18 protein-coding genes are annotated in these 16,167 nt (G+C 38.5%); 4 read left to right on the forward strand and 14 right to left on the reverse strand.

The features are described 5' to 3' along the window. Positions 1 to 13 precede the first annotated feature (13 nt). Together murQ and AC4D4A_RS03275 are read right to left on the reverse strand one after the other, a co-directional pair. Positions 14 to 925 carry an N-acetylmuramic acid 6-phosphate etherase gene (gene murQ / locus AC4D4A_RS03270; RefSeq protein ID WP_066103898.1) on the reverse strand — a complete coding sequence of 304 codons (912 nt, stop codon included), beginning with the start codon at positions 923 to 925 and terminating at the stop codon, positions 14 to 16. A 191-nt stretch (positions 926 to 1,116) separates the two neighbouring features. Then, a complete protein-coding gene (locus tag AC4D4A_RS03275) occupies positions 1,117 to 1,977 on the reverse strand; it encodes an HAD family hydrolase (protein ID WP_490994568.1) in 861 nt (286 codons plus the stop codon). Between the two features lie 574 nt (positions 1,978 to 2,551). On the opposite strand from AC4D4A_RS03275, the gene AC4D4A_RS03280 reads away from it, so the two are divergent. Then, positions 2,552 to 3,544: an aldo/keto reductase gene (locus AC4D4A_RS03280; RefSeq protein WP_490994569.1), complete on the forward strand. Its 993-nt coding sequence runs from the start codon at positions 2,552 to 2,554 to the stop codon at positions 3,542 to 3,544. 158 nt (positions 3,545 to 3,702) lie between these two features. On the opposite strand, the gene AC4D4A_RS03285 is transcribed toward AC4D4A_RS03280, so the two are convergent. The 7 genes from AC4D4A_RS03285 to AC4D4A_RS03315 form a co-directional block, all read right to left on the reverse strand. Then, positions 3,703 to 4,611, reverse strand: coding sequence for a sugar ABC transporter permease (locus tag AC4D4A_RS03285; protein ID WP_490994570.1), 909 nt, complete (start codon positions 4,609 to 4,611; stop codon positions 3,703 to 3,705). Continuing rightward, entirely contained in the window at positions 4,608 to 5,909 is a 1,302-nt protein-coding gene (locus AC4D4A_RS03290) for a carbohydrate ABC transporter permease (RefSeq protein WP_490994571.1), read from the reverse strand. Before AC4D4A_RS03290 ends, AC4D4A_RS03285 begins: the two co-directional genes overlap by 4 nt. A gap of 85 nt (positions 5,910 to 5,994) precedes the next feature. Further along, the gene (locus AC4D4A_RS03295) at positions 5,995 to 7,308 is read right to left on the reverse strand and encodes a sugar ABC transporter substrate-binding protein (protein WP_077248024.1); all 1,314 of its coding nucleotides are present in this window, start codon (positions 7,306 to 7,308) and stop codon (positions 5,995 to 5,997) included. A 442-nt stretch (positions 7,309 to 7,750) separates the two neighbouring features. Next, positions 7,751 to 8,029 (reverse strand): alpha-amylase family glycosyl hydrolase, encoded by a 279-nt coding sequence (locus AC4D4A_RS03300; protein WP_148629692.1) that lies wholly within the window; start codon positions 8,027 to 8,029, stop codon positions 7,751 to 7,753. A gap of 39 nt (positions 8,030 to 8,068) precedes the next feature. Continuing rightward, positions 8,069 to 8,347 carry a hypothetical protein gene (locus AC4D4A_RS03305; RefSeq protein WP_139063816.1) on the reverse strand — a complete coding sequence of 93 codons (279 nt, stop codon included), beginning with the start codon at positions 8,345 to 8,347 and terminating at the stop codon, positions 8,069 to 8,071. Positions 8,348 to 8,644: 297 nt separating this feature from the next. Further along, positions 8,645 to 9,145, reverse strand: coding sequence for a hypothetical protein (locus AC4D4A_RS03310; RefSeq protein ID WP_490557930.1), 501 nt, complete (start codon positions 9,143 to 9,145; stop codon positions 8,645 to 8,647). A 131-nt stretch (positions 9,146 to 9,276) separates the two neighbouring features. Then, on the reverse strand, positions 9,277 to 9,828 hold the full coding sequence (locus AC4D4A_RS03315; protein ID WP_490994760.1) for a site-specific integrase: 552 nt from the start codon (positions 9,826 to 9,828) through the stop codon (positions 9,277 to 9,279). A gap of 406 nt (positions 9,829 to 10,234) precedes the next feature. Here AC4D4A_RS03315 and AC4D4A_RS03320 point away from each other — a divergent pair, with 406 nt between their 5' ends. Both AC4D4A_RS03320 and AC4D4A_RS03325 read left to right on the forward strand, forming a co-directional pair. Beyond that, the gene (locus AC4D4A_RS03320; protein ID WP_490994572.1) at positions 10,235 to 10,582 is read left to right on the forward strand and encodes a PadR family transcriptional regulator; all 348 of its coding nucleotides are present in this window, start codon (positions 10,235 to 10,237) and stop codon (positions 10,580 to 10,582) included. Next, complete coding sequence (locus AC4D4A_RS03325) at positions 10,569 to 11,591, forward strand: HAAS signaling domain-containing protein (RefSeq protein ID WP_490994573.1); 1,023 nt, start codon at positions 10,569 to 10,571, stop codon at positions 11,589 to 11,591. Before AC4D4A_RS03320 ends, AC4D4A_RS03325 begins: the two co-directional genes overlap by 14 nt. Positions 11,592 to 11,638: 47 nt before the next feature. Here the strand turns inward: AC4D4A_RS03325 and AC4D4A_RS03330 are convergent, their stop codons facing one another. The 4 genes from AC4D4A_RS03330 to AC4D4A_RS03345 form a co-directional block, all read right to left on the reverse strand. Then, positions 11,639 to 12,136: a metallophosphoesterase family protein gene (locus AC4D4A_RS03330; RefSeq protein ID WP_490994574.1), complete on the reverse strand. Its 498-nt coding sequence runs from the start codon at positions 12,134 to 12,136 to the stop codon at positions 11,639 to 11,641. Next, positions 12,133 to 12,693 (reverse strand): YcxB family protein, encoded by a 561-nt coding sequence (locus tag AC4D4A_RS03335; protein WP_490994575.1) that lies wholly within the window; start codon positions 12,691 to 12,693, stop codon positions 12,133 to 12,135. The genes AC4D4A_RS03330 and AC4D4A_RS03335 overlap by 4 nt, the downstream gene beginning before the upstream one ends. Positions 12,694 to 12,774: 81 nt before the next feature. Beyond that, positions 12,775 to 13,224: a staygreen family protein gene (locus AC4D4A_RS03340; protein WP_490994576.1), complete on the reverse strand. Its 450-nt coding sequence runs from the start codon at positions 13,222 to 13,224 to the stop codon at positions 12,775 to 12,777. Positions 13,225 to 13,391: 167 nt separating this feature from the next. Then, entirely contained in the window at positions 13,392 to 14,309 is a 918-nt protein-coding gene (locus tag AC4D4A_RS03345; protein ID WP_490994577.1) for a nucleoside hydrolase, read from the reverse strand. Between the two features lie 450 nt (positions 14,310 to 14,759). Between AC4D4A_RS03345 and AC4D4A_RS03350 the strand changes: the two genes are divergently transcribed. Then, positions 14,760 to 15,179: a hypothetical protein gene (locus AC4D4A_RS03350; protein ID WP_490994578.1), complete on the forward strand. Its 420-nt coding sequence runs from the start codon at positions 14,760 to 14,762 to the stop codon at positions 15,177 to 15,179. Between the two features lie 209 nt (positions 15,180 to 15,388). Here AC4D4A_RS03350 and AC4D4A_RS03355 read toward each other — a convergent pair whose 3' ends face one another. Beyond that, a complete protein-coding gene (locus AC4D4A_RS03355; RefSeq protein WP_490994579.1) occupies positions 15,389 to 16,144 on the reverse strand; it encodes a YybI family spore inner coat protein in 756 nt (251 codons plus the stop codon). Between the last annotated feature and the right edge of the window lie 23 nt (positions 16,145 to 16,167).

Genomic DNA, 16,167 nt, shown 5'->3' on the forward strand with positions numbered 1-16,167 from the left:
ACTTGTGTTTAAATCAATCTGAGAGCTCGGCTTCAATGGCTTTTCGGACATACCCTCCAGATTGCTCCAGAATCAGAGCCGCTTCTTCTTTCTTAATATCCTTTTTAAGCATGACTAAGGCGACCTTTACTTGATGATCAGCATCCTCTAATGTTTGTCTCGCTGTTTCATAGCTTACTCCTGTGATTTTGCTAATAATGCCGATAGCTCTTTCTTTGAGCTTCTCGTTGCTGACATGGACATCAATCATTAAGTTTTCATACGCTTTGCCGAGCAAAACCATTGAAGAGGTTGAAATCATGTTTAGAATCATTTTGTGAGCGGTTGCAGATTTCAGTCTAGTAGATCCCGTAAGCACTTCCGGACCTACGACCACCTCGATGGCATGATCTGCTTCTTCACTGATTCTAGCCTGTTTATTACACGACAGTGCCACTGTTTTGGCTCCTACCGACCGTGCGTAACGAAGTGCACCAATAACATATGGTGTCCGGCCGCTTGCAGCAATACCGATAACCGTATCATTCTCAGTAAGGGTGATGTCTTTTAAATCCTTCTCGCCATCCTCCGGCCTATCCTCCGCTCCTTCAACCGCCTTTATGAATGCGCTTTCTCCGCCGGCGATAATACCCAGTACCATCTCTGGCTTGGTACTGAATGTCGGCGGGCATTCAACAGCATCGAGTACACCAAGCCTTCCGCTAGTCCCGGCTCCCATATAGATAAGGCGCCCTCCATTTTGGAAAGATGAAACAGCAAAGTGAACGGCTATTTCAACATCTGGTAAAACCTCTTGAACTGCAGCGGCTACTTTTTGGTCTTCCTCATTCATAATTCGCAGAATTTCCATCGGACTGGAAGTGTCTATCTGCATACTTCGATCATTGCGTGATTCCGTGGTTAATAGATTAAGATTTTCTTTCATTAGTAAGACCTCCAGGTAGCTCCTTTTGCGATTACCATTTACTAGTAACTCGACACTTCCAATATACTCCAACTGAAATTGATATTCAATAATTTTATTGAATATTTAAAATTTTATTTCATTCTAATCCAAAAAAAGAAGCATATTCTCATATGCAGAACTACATAGGATATGCTAAAAAAACCTTTTTTTTATAGTATATATTTTTTGATTGCATGCGCTACTCCCATTCGGTCATTAGGCTCGGTCACAGCATCAGCTGCTTCCTTAACTTCCTCCGGCGCATTTCCCATAGCTATGCCAAGTCCCGCTGAAAGCAGCATTTGTCTATCGTTAAAGTTGTCACCGATCGCAGCCACCTCAGACATATCCAAGCCAAGCCTTTTTGCCAAATATTCTAAAGCAGAAGCCTTAGTAGTCTTTGGTGGAGTAATTTCAAGGCTTGTGAAACCGAAGCTGCTGCTCACTTCAAAATGATTTTCCATGTTGAATAGCCGATCCATAAATCCTTCATAGTCTCCTTGTTCCTTCCGAAAAGCAGCCAGCTTTTGAATGGCAGGTTCGTTTTCTTTCACATATTCATCGAAAGAATGAAACAGCCTGATTTCGCACTGAGCCCGGAATCGTTCACATCCTCCCATTTCTGCACCGGTTCCTTGTAAAGGCAGGATATTATTCTCAATCCATTTTTCATTCCACTTATTTTTCTCTGGAACTAGTAAACAGTCACCCTCATACAAATGCCCATATACCCCATAGCTTTGGCACGCATCTATAAAGGCCAACAGACTTTCTTTTTTAAAGGTAGATTGCTGAATAATCTTCCCGTCCCGCCCTTGTATAACAGCTCCGTTGTAGGCAATGATTGGATCGGATAAACGGATAGCCTCCGCAATCCACCTAGTCGCCAAAGGCGTTCTTCCGCTGCAGATGATTACCTTTCCTCTCCTTGATTTAAAGTCATGCAGGGCCTCTATCGTTTCTTTGTCAATATCCATCTTCGCGTTCAACAAGGTTCCATCCAAATCAACCGCCAATAATTTATACTCCATCCAGTATCCCTCCCAGGTCCCTATATACTTGCAGATTATCATATTTTACCGGCAACCACACAAAAGATTCGCATTTCCAATCCCTCATAGTAGGAGAATAACACCTGTGTACCTATTTATTACTCGTTAAACTAGATAGCAATGTATATCGTACCTCTTAGATAGCGGGATTACCGATTATAAATCTGGCTAATTACAGAGGATAATTTTCACCTTGTTGCAAAGGAACTGACTGGGCAAAAATACAAACCGAAAATCAAGCATGCTGAAAAGCTAAATGAAGAACTGTGAACAAGAAAAGACAATGTTAATCTATCTTACAAAGGAGTATATTAGGAGATTTTCTAACACCTCTAAAACAGAGAGATTCACTTATAGAGAAGGTAGTAGAAATACTATCTACACATCATATAGTTTTCCCCAAGAATTCTTCCATACTCGAATAGACTCCCCTTCCTCCATATAAATTTAGAATGTTTAAATTACTCTTAAAAAACAAAATACTACGCTTGACTTCAAGTCTACTTGAAGGCTACGCTGAGTAAAGTAGAGTATTTAATATAGGAGGGAAAACATGTATCAGGCATCAAGACAACGTTATAAATCTATGACATATTTCCACTGTGGTAACAGTGGACTTCAATTACCAGCTATTTCATTAGGATTCTGGCACAATTTCGGCGATACAGCTTCATATGAAAATATGAAACAACTCTGTTTTACCGCTTTTGATAATGGAATTACTCACTTTGATTTAGCAAATAACTATGGACCAGAACCTGGGAGTGCTGAAAAAAATCTAGGACTTATTATGAAAGAAAACTTTGCAGCATATCGTGATGAACTTATCATCAGTACTAAAGCAGGATATGATATGTGGGATGGTCCATATGGAAACTGGGGAAGCCGAAAATATCTTATTGCAAGCCTCGACCAAAGCTTAAAGAGAATGGGATTAGAATATGTTGATATTTTTTACCATCATCGAATGGATCCCCACACACCATTGGAAGAAACGATGAATGCGCTAGCCCAAATCGTTAGAAGTGGCAAGGCATTATATGTAGGTCTCTCAAACTACGATGGAAAAACGTTAGAAAAGGCGACTGAAATTTTACAAGAATTACATTGCCCATTTATTATAAATCAGAATAGGTATTCAATTTTTGATCGAACAATTGAACAAAATGATTTGAAAGATACATCTAAAAAGTTAAAAAAAGGTATTATTGCGTTTAGTCCTTTGGAACAGGGAATGTTAACCAATCGATATTTACATGGAATTCCGGACGACAGTAGAATAAAGACGGATGGACGATTTTTAAATGCTTCTGCCTTATCCGAAGACCGATTAACTCAAATTAAAAAACTCAATGAGATAGCTGAGGAGCGAGGGCAGTCACTTGCAGAGATGGCGATAAGCTGGATTTTGCGAGATGGAATTGTGACCAGTGTTCTCATAGGAGCTTCCAAACCTAGCCAGATTCTTGATAACATTGGAGCTTTAAAAAATATCACATTCACAGAAGAAGAGTTACAGCAGATTGATAACATTTCTTTAGCATAACTGAACAAACCAGTTTAGTTTCTGAATTCAATTCGGAATAAACTTATTGAATAATCAATGGCCAACCAATATTACGGGATCATGTTCTTTCGTGATTCTACTAAATGCCGAACAATTTTTGCTCTCTAAATACCTGCCATCGTAAGGGGGCTTGGGGCTTATTTATTCGCCCCAGCCTTCAACCCTTCTACCATGTATTTTTGGAACGCCATAAAGAGAATCGTGATAGGCAGTGCAACAAGCACTGCTCCAGCCGCGAATGTCGTAAATTCGGTGTTTCCTCGTCCCGTCACCATCTCAAACAACCCAATCGCTAAGGTTTTATTTTCATTGGATCGTAAAACCAGTCGAGCAAAGATAAAGTCCATCCACGGACCGATGAAGTTCGAAACCGCTACGAAGACGAGAATTGGAACGCTCAATGGCATCATCACTTTAAAGAAAATAGTGAAATGACCTGCTCCGTCAATTTTCGCAGCTTCCTCCAAACTGCGAGGCATGGAATCGAAGTATCCTTTCACAAGCCAGGCGTTAAACGGAATGGATCCGCCTGCATAAACCAATATGAGTCCCCAGTGATTGTCCAATAATCCCATTTGTAAAAGCAGGATATAGATAGCAATCATCCCCATAAATCCGGGAAACATTTGCAGAATCAACATAGCCATCAATCCTTCTTTCCGGCCTGGAAAGCGGAATCGGCTAAACGCATAAGCAGCTGTGACCACTAAAAAGGTCGAAATGACCATGTTCCATAGTGCTATTTTTAAGGTGTTTTTATACCATGTCACATACTCGGTCTTCTGAATCAAATAGACAAAATGATCTAGGGATAAACGGATTCCTTTTACGGACTGGGCAATTTGAGCAAAATCAAAATTCCGAACCCCTTCCCAAAAGAGACCCCATTCCATCCCAGGAAGAAGCTGTGCACTGAATAGGGAATCCCCAGGATTCAAACTTCCCATGAGAATCCATACAACTGGATAAAGCACGAAGATGGCCACCACGAGAAGCAGAAAATGTTTCCACACGAATGAAATTCGTTCACGTGTTTTTTGTTTCATGACATCATGTCCTCCTCGTTGAATGCTTTCGTTCGTCTGAAGTTCCAAACCGAAATGATGGCAATAACAATGAAAATCAGGATGCTCACAACGCTTGCCATATTAAATTGGCTTTGGTCGAGGGTCAGTTTGTAAATCCAGCTGATTAAAATATCTGTGGAGCCTGCATAACTGTAATCCACATTCACAGGTCCTCCATTCGTCATAAGATAAATTAGGTTAAAGTTATTAAAATTCCCCGCAAACTGCATGATAAGTAAGGGGGCGGTAGAGAACATGACAATCGGCATGGTGATTTTCCAGAACTGTTGCTTACCGTTTGCCCCATCCACCTGCGCCGCCTCATATAATTCACGATCTATACTCGTCATGACGCCACTCATCAAGACCATCCAGAACGGAAATCCAAACCAGACATTCACCATGATAAGCGCGAATTTCGCCCACATCGGGTCGCTAAGCCACGGGATACTGGATAGTCCAATGACTTCCAAATATTGGTTAATAGGTCCAAATTCCCCGTTGAATAGGTTCCTCATGATCAAAATGCTGACGAACGAAGGAATCGCCCATGGCAAGATATAAATGCTTCTCCAAAATTTCCGAAATTTGATTCCCTTTGAATTCAAGAGAACCGCAAATAAGATTCCGGCAAAGAACGTGGTAACCGTGGCTGAAATTGCCCAAAGAATCGTCCATCCGAAGACACCGATGAACGTTCGGTTCCAGGTTTTCAAGTTAAATAAGTCCACAAAGGTTTGAAATCCCACCCAGTCCACTAGAGAAGCAGGCGGCAAGTGGTTCGGTCCTGAATAGTTTGTGAAAGCGATTGCGATTCCAAAAATCAGAGGCAAGATGGTTAAAAAGGCCGTGAATACAATGGATGGTGTGAGCAAAAAGTAAGGAAATCCTTTATCTATTAAGACACGGAGGGTTTCTTTGAATGAGTTTGGTTTTCCCCCTTGATCTCGCCATTGTCCGACTTTCCAAGCATCCTTCACATTCAAATAATACATCCATACAAAGAACAATCCGCAAATTAAAAAGATGATTCCTTCGATTAACAAGAAGATGCTGTGATCCCCTTGCTGAATTTCAAATCCCACACGGGTCTGCACCGTTTCCCCTAATGTGGCCAACCCCCACATAGCATTTCGAAACGGTAATGTCCAGAACACTACAAGGTATAGCTCCATAAAGATAAATAAGATCCCTTTGATGTACTGTCGATTGTACAATTGCCCAAGTCCCATGAGCAGCAAAGAAAAGATCAGGCTTTTCTTGGCATGTGTTTTCATTTGTTTTTAACCTCCTTTTCACTTCTTAGAAAAAAGAACCAATATCTCACTACCTGGATATTGGTTCTATTGATAGATGAACTCTTTATTTTTTATTCTGAGTGGCTACTGCATCTTCAATTTGTTCTTTGGCTGCGTCAAACGTTTTTTTCGAGTCGGTTCCATCATTCCAGATGGATGTGTAAGCCGTTTCCATTGGTCCCCATACAGCTTGCATTTCAGGGATATTTGGCATCGGCACAGCATTTTTCGCCTGTTCCAAGAAAGCCATGGACACTTCATCTTTTTTGATGGTTTCGTTTTCAAGGAGCGAAGTCGCTGGTGGCAATTGGCCTGTCATTTCGTATCTTTTTAAGAGCATTTCTTCACTGGAAGCCATTTGAGCTAAAAGAGTTGCTGCTTTGGGATATTTGGAATAACTGTTTACATAGTACGCTTTGATGCCTGAATAGGATTTTGGCGTTTCGCCGTTATCCAATGTTGGAAGTGGAGCTATTCCAAAGTTCACACCAGCATCTTGATGGTTTTTAACATCCCATGGACCTGAAATTCGGTAGGCTAATTTACTTTCATTGAAGAAAGAGGAAATCACATCACCTGTAATGTCTTCTTTTTTCATCGGTAACAATTCTTTGTTGATTTTTTTCATAAATTCCGCCGATTTGATGGCTCCTTCATTGTTGACACCAAGATCCGTTGGATCGGTGTCTTCTTTTCCAAATACATAACCGCCATAACCAGATAGGAAAGCATGTGTATAATAAAAGTTACCTGGTTCCATCATAAAACCATATTTCTGATTTTTTCCTTTGCTCGTTGCTTGGAATTCTTTAGCTGTTTTGAACAAGTCATCCCATGTTTTTGGTGCCTCTTTTACGATGTCTTTATTGTAGTACAAGGCATATGTTTCAATGGAGATGGGATAGCCAAACATTTTCTTTTTTCCATCTTTATCCACAAAACTTGTCCCGTTTACCGCTGCTTCCAAGAACATGTCTTGATAGTCATCGGCATAATAGTTGTCATATACCAAACCTGCTTTCACCAATTTTCCTAAATGATCATGGGCGGAGTTGAAAACATCGGCACCTAAGCCAGCTGGCCCATCAGTTTCCAATTTTCCTGCTGCGTCTGTGTGTCCCACTTCTTGTACTTCAACAGGCACATTGTATTTTTTCGTGAATTGCTCTGCGACATAGGTCGCCCACGCGCCCTCGTCCGCTCCGTTGTCCCAAATAATCAGGGTTGCTCCATCTTCAGGTTTGAGTGTTTCTTTTGTGGTTTCCTTGGGTTTTGTTTCCGTGGTTGCTTTTTTCGTTTCATCTTCCGAACATCCCGCCAATATTCCTGCCAATAGGGTGGCGGATGCCAATATACCAACTATTCTTTTCTTGATCATGTGAAACCTCCTATGTGGGAATTTTTGTACCAAGTATAAAATTAATGAAACAGAAGCTGTAAGTGCTTTTGCGATACACACTTTTTTTTACTTTCGTTTCTGATAGACCATTTCCTCATACGAACAAAAGTTAATCCAGCGGCACCTTTAGAAAACGCTTTCAAAAATAACCATTAACGGGTACATTCAGTTCTTCCTGTATCACAATGGTACATTCTTGGAGAGCCAATTAGACCAGACTCGCCGCCTGCTCGTCCCCGAAGGTTCGGCATAGGTATAAATTCACAGTTGTGGTACGTGGTGGATATGTCATAGTTCTAAACACAAATAAGAGGTTGGTTTTTCGGAGTTGAATCATCTGTTTGTAGTACGTGAAAATACTTTGCGTATCCTTTTTCTGATTGAACACATTAGCATGAGAGTAGTTGGGATTGATGTCAAACTAAGCAGATTTATTCGTTGTAATTCCCGCTTGATGAGTATCATCCCATTGTACTAATGTTCGAGAATTGTCTCTTCCATTTTTCCAATGATCTGCATGATCTCCTCGTATAAATCGCCCTTGCCATATTTCAATATTGTGTAAATTTTTCATGCCCACACCGTTGTACTGCTCAATGGTCGCGAAGTGGATATTTGTCATGCTGATTTCCTGCCCGTCATAAATAAACGTGGTTCCAAAAACAAGGTGCTGAGTGCTTGGGCACTTTCTCTGCGCCATGACTCGTCATTTACCCAGGTGCTGAAGCTTCTCGGCTGGTCATGATTTTCCGAAAGCAAAGCATTCGACCCGGGATCCTACAGTCCCTTTTACCATTTGCAGAGTCTGCTTCAAAGGCATATTCAGTCCTCCCCCCATCCCCTCGATTCCATAACCCCAGGCGTTCGAGCAGAAAAATGATATTGAAATATCCTCTTTTTCTCCTACCCATTTGTCTACTTCCGCCAAACACCCCCATTGTCTTCCCCCAACCGTCATGATGGCAAAGCGGGCAAACGTCTCTTCCCGTAATACCCAAGAAACCCCGCTCCCATTCATTATATGAAGGAAACATGGATATCAGAAAACTATTTTTTTAACAATTTTTCATTTTACCATATCGTATATCCATAGTTTAAGAATGTTGAGAATTCACAACGTTTTTTGACGAAATTTTCATCGCTTGAGTATCAGGATTTATGCAGTTAGAAGTCAGTAAACAAAAGGATAGACAAGCAATTATCTATGCCTGACTATCCTTATTATCTTTAAAATGTCTACTGTATAAGTTAAGCGTTTAATTAAAAATTTATTTTCTTCTCTGTCTATTACAATATCTACATTAAATCACGAGACTTACTTACCGAGAGTCTTAGTCACCCCAAATACATCCTTCGTATCATTATACTGATTAATCGCAATATCTAGATCATGAAAATAACGATGTATTAATCGAATCTGTTCTTTGTCTGCTTTATTTTTGGTCGCCTTGGCAATTGCGTGGATTTGTTTAAAATCTTCTGATACCTTTTTATTTTCTATCCCCTGGCTAATGATTTCATTCGTATCTTTTTCAAGTATGGCTGATAAACTTTTGGCTTCTGACATATCTAATTCTTCAATACTGCCATAGCCTGTTAAATCATTGTATTTAGCGTGATATTCAGCAATTAACACACTTTCTTGATTCGATATATTTTTCGGAGGGTTTTTCTTTAATTGATCCATTGCTTCTTTAGATGAATCATTCAAATGATAATAGACAGTAAGACCAATCACTCCAGCTGCTAATATACCTACTATTAATATTAAAAGAGATAGCCACTTTGATTTTTTCTTATCTTGTTTTTTAGTCATTCGTTCTCCCGCCTATCAAAAGTATTTGTCATCCTATTATTGGGATTTTATGCCTTTTAATTATGACAGGTTTGGCTTAACTGTACAAATAAACCAACCATTCTAGAGGTGGTTGGTTCGTAAATAATTGGTTAAAAGTAGAAATCCATTAAAGTTTCATCCATTAAATCCTGTGTCAATCCTATGTAAATCATTGTATCTTTTTGGTTGGAATGGTTTAAAATTTGCTGCAGCAATGCAATATCTTTGAATTTTTGGTAGTGTAAATAACCAAATGTTTTACGTAGAGTATGTGTCCCTATATCCTGAATATCTGCCATTTCGGCTGCTTTATTTAACACACGGTAAGCCTGAACCCTCGTAATCGGTCCATTTCCTTTACGGCTCGGAAATAAGTAATCATCCTTTGAAAGTTTTTCTTTCTTGACGTATTTTTTAATTTCCTTTCGCAAGTGCGGATTAATCAGAAACCGTTTCGTTTTTTCCGTCTTCTGTTCAATAATGACAATGTGCGTTCCATCCAGTACATCCTTTACTCGTAGCTGCAATAAATCCCCTATCCTCAGTCCTATATTGATCCCAATTGTAAACATTATATAATCCCGATAACTGCAATAGCGTAATAACGCTTTTTTCATGGCCTCTATTTGATCAAGCCGGCGAATAGGCTGTACATTTTTAATTCGTTTTGTTGCTGTACTCACTTTTGCCAGTCCCCCTTCTTCCCTTCTCCTATTGTACGTGAAGAGGTCATTCAAACACAAGTTTTTTTCAATTCCACACCCTCTGGAAAGGTTGATTTAATCGGTTTTCGAATGTATCAATTCAAGTCCTTTGTTACATTCGGAATTTTCGAATTTTTAATGGTAAATCCCGGAATAATTTAATACATTTCTCGAAAAGGCTATAAATCGCCTATATTCGACAAAAATCATTTAGAACACAAACACCTTAAGTATAAAAAACAAGGTGCTTAAAATCCAATTATGAAGGTCGTTTTTTGGCTCTTCTTGTATTTATTTTTGGTTATTATTCACTTAACAATACTGTACATCATACAGTATTATGGAATTAGGGGGTGGAGACATTTTGGATGAACTCATACAATCTCTCATTATAGAACTGCGGAGAGGTACACTCACTCTCGCAGTCTTAAGTCAATTACAAAAACCGGAATATGGATACTCACTCGTTCAATCCCTTGAAGAAAAAAATGTTACCATTGACCCAAGCACACTATATCCTTTATTGAGAAGATTAGAAAAGCAAGGTCTCCTGGTTAGCAATTGGGAGTTAAATGGAAATCGACAAAGGAAATATTACCAATTAAGCCAGAATGGCAGACAGATTTATGAAAAATTAAAGGAAGCATGGTCTGAAACGTCTAATCAGATGGTACAATTGTTAAGAGAGGATGAATGCGATGAGTTTAATTGATATATATATTTATGAAGTTACAAAGTGGCTACCAGAAACGTCAAAAGAAGAGATTGCGCTGGAACTCAAGGGAAATATTGAGGATATGCTGCCAGATAACTATACTGAAAATGATGTGAAGAACGTGTTGAATAGCTTGGGTAATCCAAGAATTCTTGCTGCCGATTATAGCGGAAATAACCGATATATTATAGGACCGATTTTTTACGATAGTTATATTCGCGTATTACTAATAGCCTTTGCTGTGATGGCGGGCTTGGTTTTATTGGGTCAAACAGTCAGTGGGATGGCGGATTATACAAGTTACTCCTCTGTTGTATCATTTCTAATTGACATGTTTACGGATTCTATCATAGGAATCATTCAGGCAGCATTTCAGGTATTTACCTGGGTGACCATCACATTTATAGTTATAGATAAAATTGCGAATAAAACAAATAGCATCCCTCTTGTAAAGTCGAAATGGAACACTGACCAATTGCAGAGGCGGACTGTTCAAAAGCATAAATATCAAATATCCAAAGCGGAAGCAATCTTTGGACTTATTTGGACATTTATATGGACCCTAGTTCTACTATTTTCTGAACATCTATTAGGTTGGTATGAAACCGTTAATGGCGAGCTTGTTTTGCAAGCCTCCTTGTTTAACCAAGATGTCCTGAAAACATATGTCCCTCTTTTAATAGCTTTGGCAGTTTTAGAAATAAGTTTAGCTGGATTAAAATACATGATGGGTAAATGGACCTACCATATCGCTATTTTTTATACAATCCAAAGCGCATTTGTTATAGCAATTCTTTATAAAATGCTGTATGACACTACTTTATACAATAGCGATTTTATCGAACGCTTCAATTTATTATTTGAAAAATCTACAAATGGCACATTACCATCAGGTATTATAGCCATCACATTAGCAGTTGTTATTTTAATATCTGTATATGATTGCAGCTTTGCATTTTATAAAGCCTATAAAACGACTAAAAATCAGCAAAAAAAGAAAAAGTAAACAAGAAGGATGCAGCTTTATCAAGCTTGCATCCTTTTTGTTTACACTTATCGCTTATTTTTATAAAACACATGCTCAACCGATAAACTCTTTTCAATCCGAATAATCCCGAATGAGTATTCAGATTGACGCCTTTTATCTGTCGGAGAACCCGGGTTAAATAGAATTATCCCATTTATGTCTTTATTAACAGGTATATGAGAATGCCCGAAAATAATTAGATCCAATTCCTCTCCGTTAAATGCTTCGATTGCTCTTCCTTCTGTCGTTCCTTTCTTACCATGTCCATGTACCAAACCAATTCGATATCCATCTAATGTGAGAATCTTTTGATATCCAAATTGGTCGATCAGATCCTGTCCATCGACATTGCCACAAACACCATCAACGGGTGCATAGGTTAGTAGTTCTTCATATACGTCCTTCGTTTGCCAATCACCAGCATGTAAAATGAGATCAGCTGTTTTCAGTTCTTCCTTTAAACGAGGTGGGAGCCCTTTTGCCATTCTGGGCATATGGGTATCTGATAGTACAATGATTTTCAACGGTGATTCACCTCTACATTTTGCTTTGTTGATTCCTTTATATGTCTCTTCAATTCATTCAGAAAAAAGGTACAGTCGTCTATTGTATCAAACACCCTTACCGGAATAATAACAGCATGAATAGCATTTGTATAAATATAAATATAATTTTTTAGCATTTCGATTTGTTTAATATCTTTCCATTCATAGAGTACCTCATAGCCACCATCAATCATCTCTGTTAATCCGCCTTTCCCCATGGATAAGCGGTATGTACCAAATAGATTAGGTTCCCTGCTGTTTTTATGAAATTTTCTAAACTTCCTTCTAATTATATTCTCTAAATAGAATGAATAAAATAGTACCGGTAAGACTGCAATAAATAAACTGATCAAATAGTAAATGGGTATGGTAGGTCGAAAATATAGCCATTGCAGGATTAGTGATATACATAAAGTAATCAAAAATAATCTTAGTTGTCTATTCCTCATTCTCCGATTACTTATTTCAGATTGTTTGTTCATGTGGAGATAAAAATTGGTTACATCAGTCAGCTTAAGATCATATGTTAGTTGCATTTTACTCCCTCACATCTTCTATTTCAATTCAACTTTATTGTAACAGGTAATGACAACAAACAAAAAGGACAGCCGACATTATCATTGATAATGTCGGACCGTCCCATAATATTCAATCTTATTGTAATCCGGATAAATAGAAGAAAACTGAACATAAATAGGGCTATCTAGCAACCATGGATAGTAAGCAAACAGCGTTTGATCACCATGTACAATAGCATGTAAGGCTACAGGCATCATCTTAACAAAATGATCATAGCGTGATTGAGCCTTTTGTTCATCAAACTCACCTTTACTAATATGAATATAGGCTGTTAGGACATATTGTCCATTCAACATGCGCCAATCAGCCACAACCTCATCCCTCATCTCCCAGTTGATGTTCAATGCATCAACCTCACAGCCAATGCTTAGAAACAACTGTCCGGTCAAGTCAGAGTGTGTTAACGTATATTTTCTACCCTCTAAAGGACTTGAAGGGGTTACCGGTGGAATATAGGTTACACTTAATTGTTCCGTCTGAAAGGACATATCTGAAACACTCCTTTAAATAAGAAGATTTTTTTACCATTCTATGACATCAGCCTAAAAATGGTGCAAAAGAAATAGGTCGCTATTTTTCTCCTTACTCGTAAACTGGAATGTTAAAACAAGATATTTACCTTCACAGTCATATTGTTTTTACCCGCTATAAAACATCAAATAATTCTATTTAAAAAATGTTCCACAAAACGTTTTTCGTCCACATCTACACATACTTGAACAAGCGGTCTTTCGTTTCCACTTGGACAAGTTTTCCCTACCATCTCTCCTTCGAGTTCCACCGAGATGGGTTCTGTCTTCAGTGTGACGAAGCTCTTGTCAATTGCTACTCCAACAGCCAGCGGATCGTGCAGAGCACAGCCTTTAATACCACGATTGGCCCTCTTATAAAAGTCCATATAAAACTCTGTCATATCTGCTAAAAAGGAACCGAGTTTATCTTCCTTCTTCCGCCAGTTTACTAGTTCCTCCCTCTTAAGCAGGGTTTGCATCGTTACATCAAGCCCTACGAGGAAAAGCGGTAGATTAGAGCGGAAAACAAGGTCAGCTGCTTCAGGATCGCAGTGAATATTTGCTTCGGCATGCGGTGTTACATTTCCTTTACAGAAAACGGCTCCCCCCATGATGATGATTTCTTCAAACATAGTAGTTATCTCAGGCGCTTTTTGAAGGGCAAGTGCAAGATTTGTCAGCGGTCCTACGCAAATATAAGTGATTTTACCAGGGTTGTTTTTCACCTGCTCAATCAGATAATCAACTGCATGGACCTCTGGTATGTCACTGGCCTTCTCCCCATTAAGTACATTTCCAAGACCATCCTCACCATGGACATGACGAGCATATACTTTTCGCGGCCCACGTCTAAGAAATTCATGCGCGCCGGCATACACTGGGATGTCTGAACGACCTAATTTTCCTAAAATGATTTGTGAATTTCTTACCGCTTCTTCAACAGGAATATTGCCGAAACACGCAGTGATACCTATTATATCTAATTCCGGTGAATGAACGGCATAAGCTATAGCCAGTGCGTCATCTATTCCTGTATCTACATCTAAGATAACCGATTTCATTTGTTCTCTCCTCTTCTCCTGAAGTATAGGGTTTACTAGTATGATGATGGCTGCATGTAATGTCATGGGTTGGCCGTCCGATATTTATTAAACGAAAAAACAACTTTTAAAAATATCACACGAAATTAAATGAGCAAGTGGTTTAAAAATCTGTTTTTATCGAAGTGTGAGATATGTATTCTTAACAAATAGTTAATCTTCAAGGTGATAAAATCGCTCATTCTAATCATATACTGTATTTTCACCTAGATTTATGTCTATATCATTTTTTATTTATTACTTTGTATATAGATTGTAATACATTATATAAAACAATAGCTAGGTAATAATTTGTCGTATGATAACGAATATCACATCACAAATATATCCAATAGTGCTATTCTATTAATAGTAGAATGATTTTTTAATATAGGACTATTTTAAAAATAATTGATTGAGGTGGTATTACTGATGGAAGCTCTTTATTATTTTGTTTTAGCTGCTGTTATCGCAACATTTGGCATTGGCTGGGCTGTTCGAACAGCACTCAGGGAATTGGTCATTGAGCCAGAAAGAAAAGAAAACATTCAGACTAAGATGTTTATCAAAGTAGCTGTGGTAGAGGCAATTCCCATTATATTAATCATTTTTGGCTTTATTAACCTATCCTCTTCAACTTCTGACGTTATTCTACCCCTTATCATCGTAGGTGTAGTTACCATTCTAAATATTATCTTCATCTATGGAACATCCTCTGAAATAACGAATGATTTGAATACCCCAGGGGACTTGAAATCAGCAATAAAGACTCTCACCATGATGGGTGTCAGTTTAGTAGTAGCCATACCTCTCGTAGCTGTTGTAGCTTGTTTTACTGTCATGAATTCATAATGCTAGCTGGATATCGAACTGGTTTTCAGCGGGATAAACAGGATAATTAGTTTATGTCAGCAATTTTTCGCAATAAAAAGTGCCTCCTTAGTCGAAAAGGATACGCAATCCTACCGACAAGGAGGCTTTTTTATTTAAACATAATTGCTGTTAAACACGCTCACTCGTTAACTTCAAAAGGAAATCGGAGATCTCACTCTTATAAGGATTTAATTTGGCAACACTTGAACATCCTTTAGTACCCATTGCTCTTCTTTATATACCCAGCTTGATCGAACCTCAGCGATTCGGTCAACCACGGATGCGCCGGAAATTTGCTGAATCCCTACCAATTCCTTATGCCAATCCTTATCAATGTCTTTGACCTTTAATGATTTGTATTCACTTACTAATGTTTCAGATGGTTCACTTAATTTCCCTTTTCGATAAACTCCGAGTTTATCGTACTTCTTTTTATGATCCTTTAAATCAATTAAGTAGGATTTATTCATTTCTGGTACCATTACAGTGGCTTGATAATTATTTTTGAATGCTCCGTTGATATTTAATGTTTCGGGGAGCTCAATCTGTTCAATTTTATTATTATAAATGCAAAAGGCATAATAATCATTAACTCCTCCGCTACCCCCTGTTGGAATCTCCATCAGAACTTCCAATGTACTATCGTCATTAAGATCGAGAAACTTAACGGCAGGTTTAAATCCTCCTTGAATCGTTTCCTTTTTAGTTCCCTGTTTTGTTTTTACAACCAACTTGAATTCCTTGTAATATTTTGTCTCCTGATCAAAAGGACTACCATATAAATAAACCTGATCCTTCTTCCCGTCTCCTGTCACATCCACTTTATAAGATTCAAGTTCAACTTCCTGGCTCTTTGCATCTTTTTTGGCAGCATCAACGGCTACTGGCAGAAGCAAACACCCAACTATCGAAAAAATTATAAAATGATTAATCCATTTCATCATATAAACATCAACTCCCAGGTATA

It is taken from the genome of Pradoshia sp. Z5_111, assembly GCF_058267535.1.

Coding starts and splice junctions, on each gene's coding strand:
- murQ (WP_066103898.1), bottom strand. CDS start 925: ATGAAAGAAAATCTTAATCTATTAACCACGGAATCACGCAATGATCGA.
- AC4D4A_RS03275 (WP_490994568.1), bottom strand. CDS start 1,977: ATGGAGTATAAATTATTGGCGGTTGATTTGGATGGAACCTTGTTGAAC.
- AC4D4A_RS03280 (WP_490994569.1), top strand. CDS start 2,552: ATGTATCAGGCATCAAGACAACGTTATAAATCTATGACATATTTCCAC.
- AC4D4A_RS03285 (WP_490994570.1), bottom strand. CDS start 4,611: ATGAAACAAAAAACACGTGAACGAATTTCATTCGTGTGGAAACATTTT.
- AC4D4A_RS03290 (WP_490994571.1), bottom strand. CDS start 5,909: ATGAAAACACATGCCAAGAAAAGCCTGATCTTTTCTTTGCTGCTCATG.
- AC4D4A_RS03295 (WP_077248024.1), bottom strand. CDS start 7,308: ATGATCAAGAAAAGAATAGTTGGTATATTGGCATCCGCCACCCTATTG.
- AC4D4A_RS03300 (WP_148629692.1), bottom strand. CDS start 8,029: ATGGCGCAGAGAAAGTGCCCAAGCACTCAGCACCTTGTTTTTGGAACC.
- AC4D4A_RS03305 (WP_139063816.1), bottom strand. CDS start 8,347: ATGAATGGGAGCGGGGTTTCTTGGGTATTACGGGAAGAGACGTTTGCC.
- AC4D4A_RS03310 (WP_490557930.1), bottom strand. CDS start 9,145: ATGACTAAAAAACAAGATAAGAAAAAATCAAAGTGGCTATCTCTTTTA.
- AC4D4A_RS03325 (WP_490994573.1), top strand. CDS start 10,569: ATGAGTTTAATTGATATATATATTTATGAAGTTACAAAGTGGCTACCA.
- AC4D4A_RS03335 (WP_490994575.1), bottom strand. CDS start 12,693: ATGCAACTAACATATGATCTTAAGCTGACTGATGTAACCAATTTTTAT.
- AC4D4A_RS03340 (WP_490994576.1), bottom strand. CDS start 13,224: ATGTCCTTTCAGACGGAACAATTAAGTGTAACCTATATTCCACCGGTA.
- AC4D4A_RS03345 (WP_490994577.1), bottom strand. CDS start 14,309: ATGAAATCGGTTATCTTAGATGTAGATACAGGAATAGATGACGCACTG.
- AC4D4A_RS03350 (WP_490994578.1), top strand. CDS start 14,760: ATGGAAGCTCTTTATTATTTTGTTTTAGCTGCTGTTATCGCAACATTT.
- AC4D4A_RS03355 (WP_490994579.1), bottom strand. CDS start 16,144: ATGATGAAATGGATTAATCATTTTATAATTTTTTCGATAGTTGGGTGT.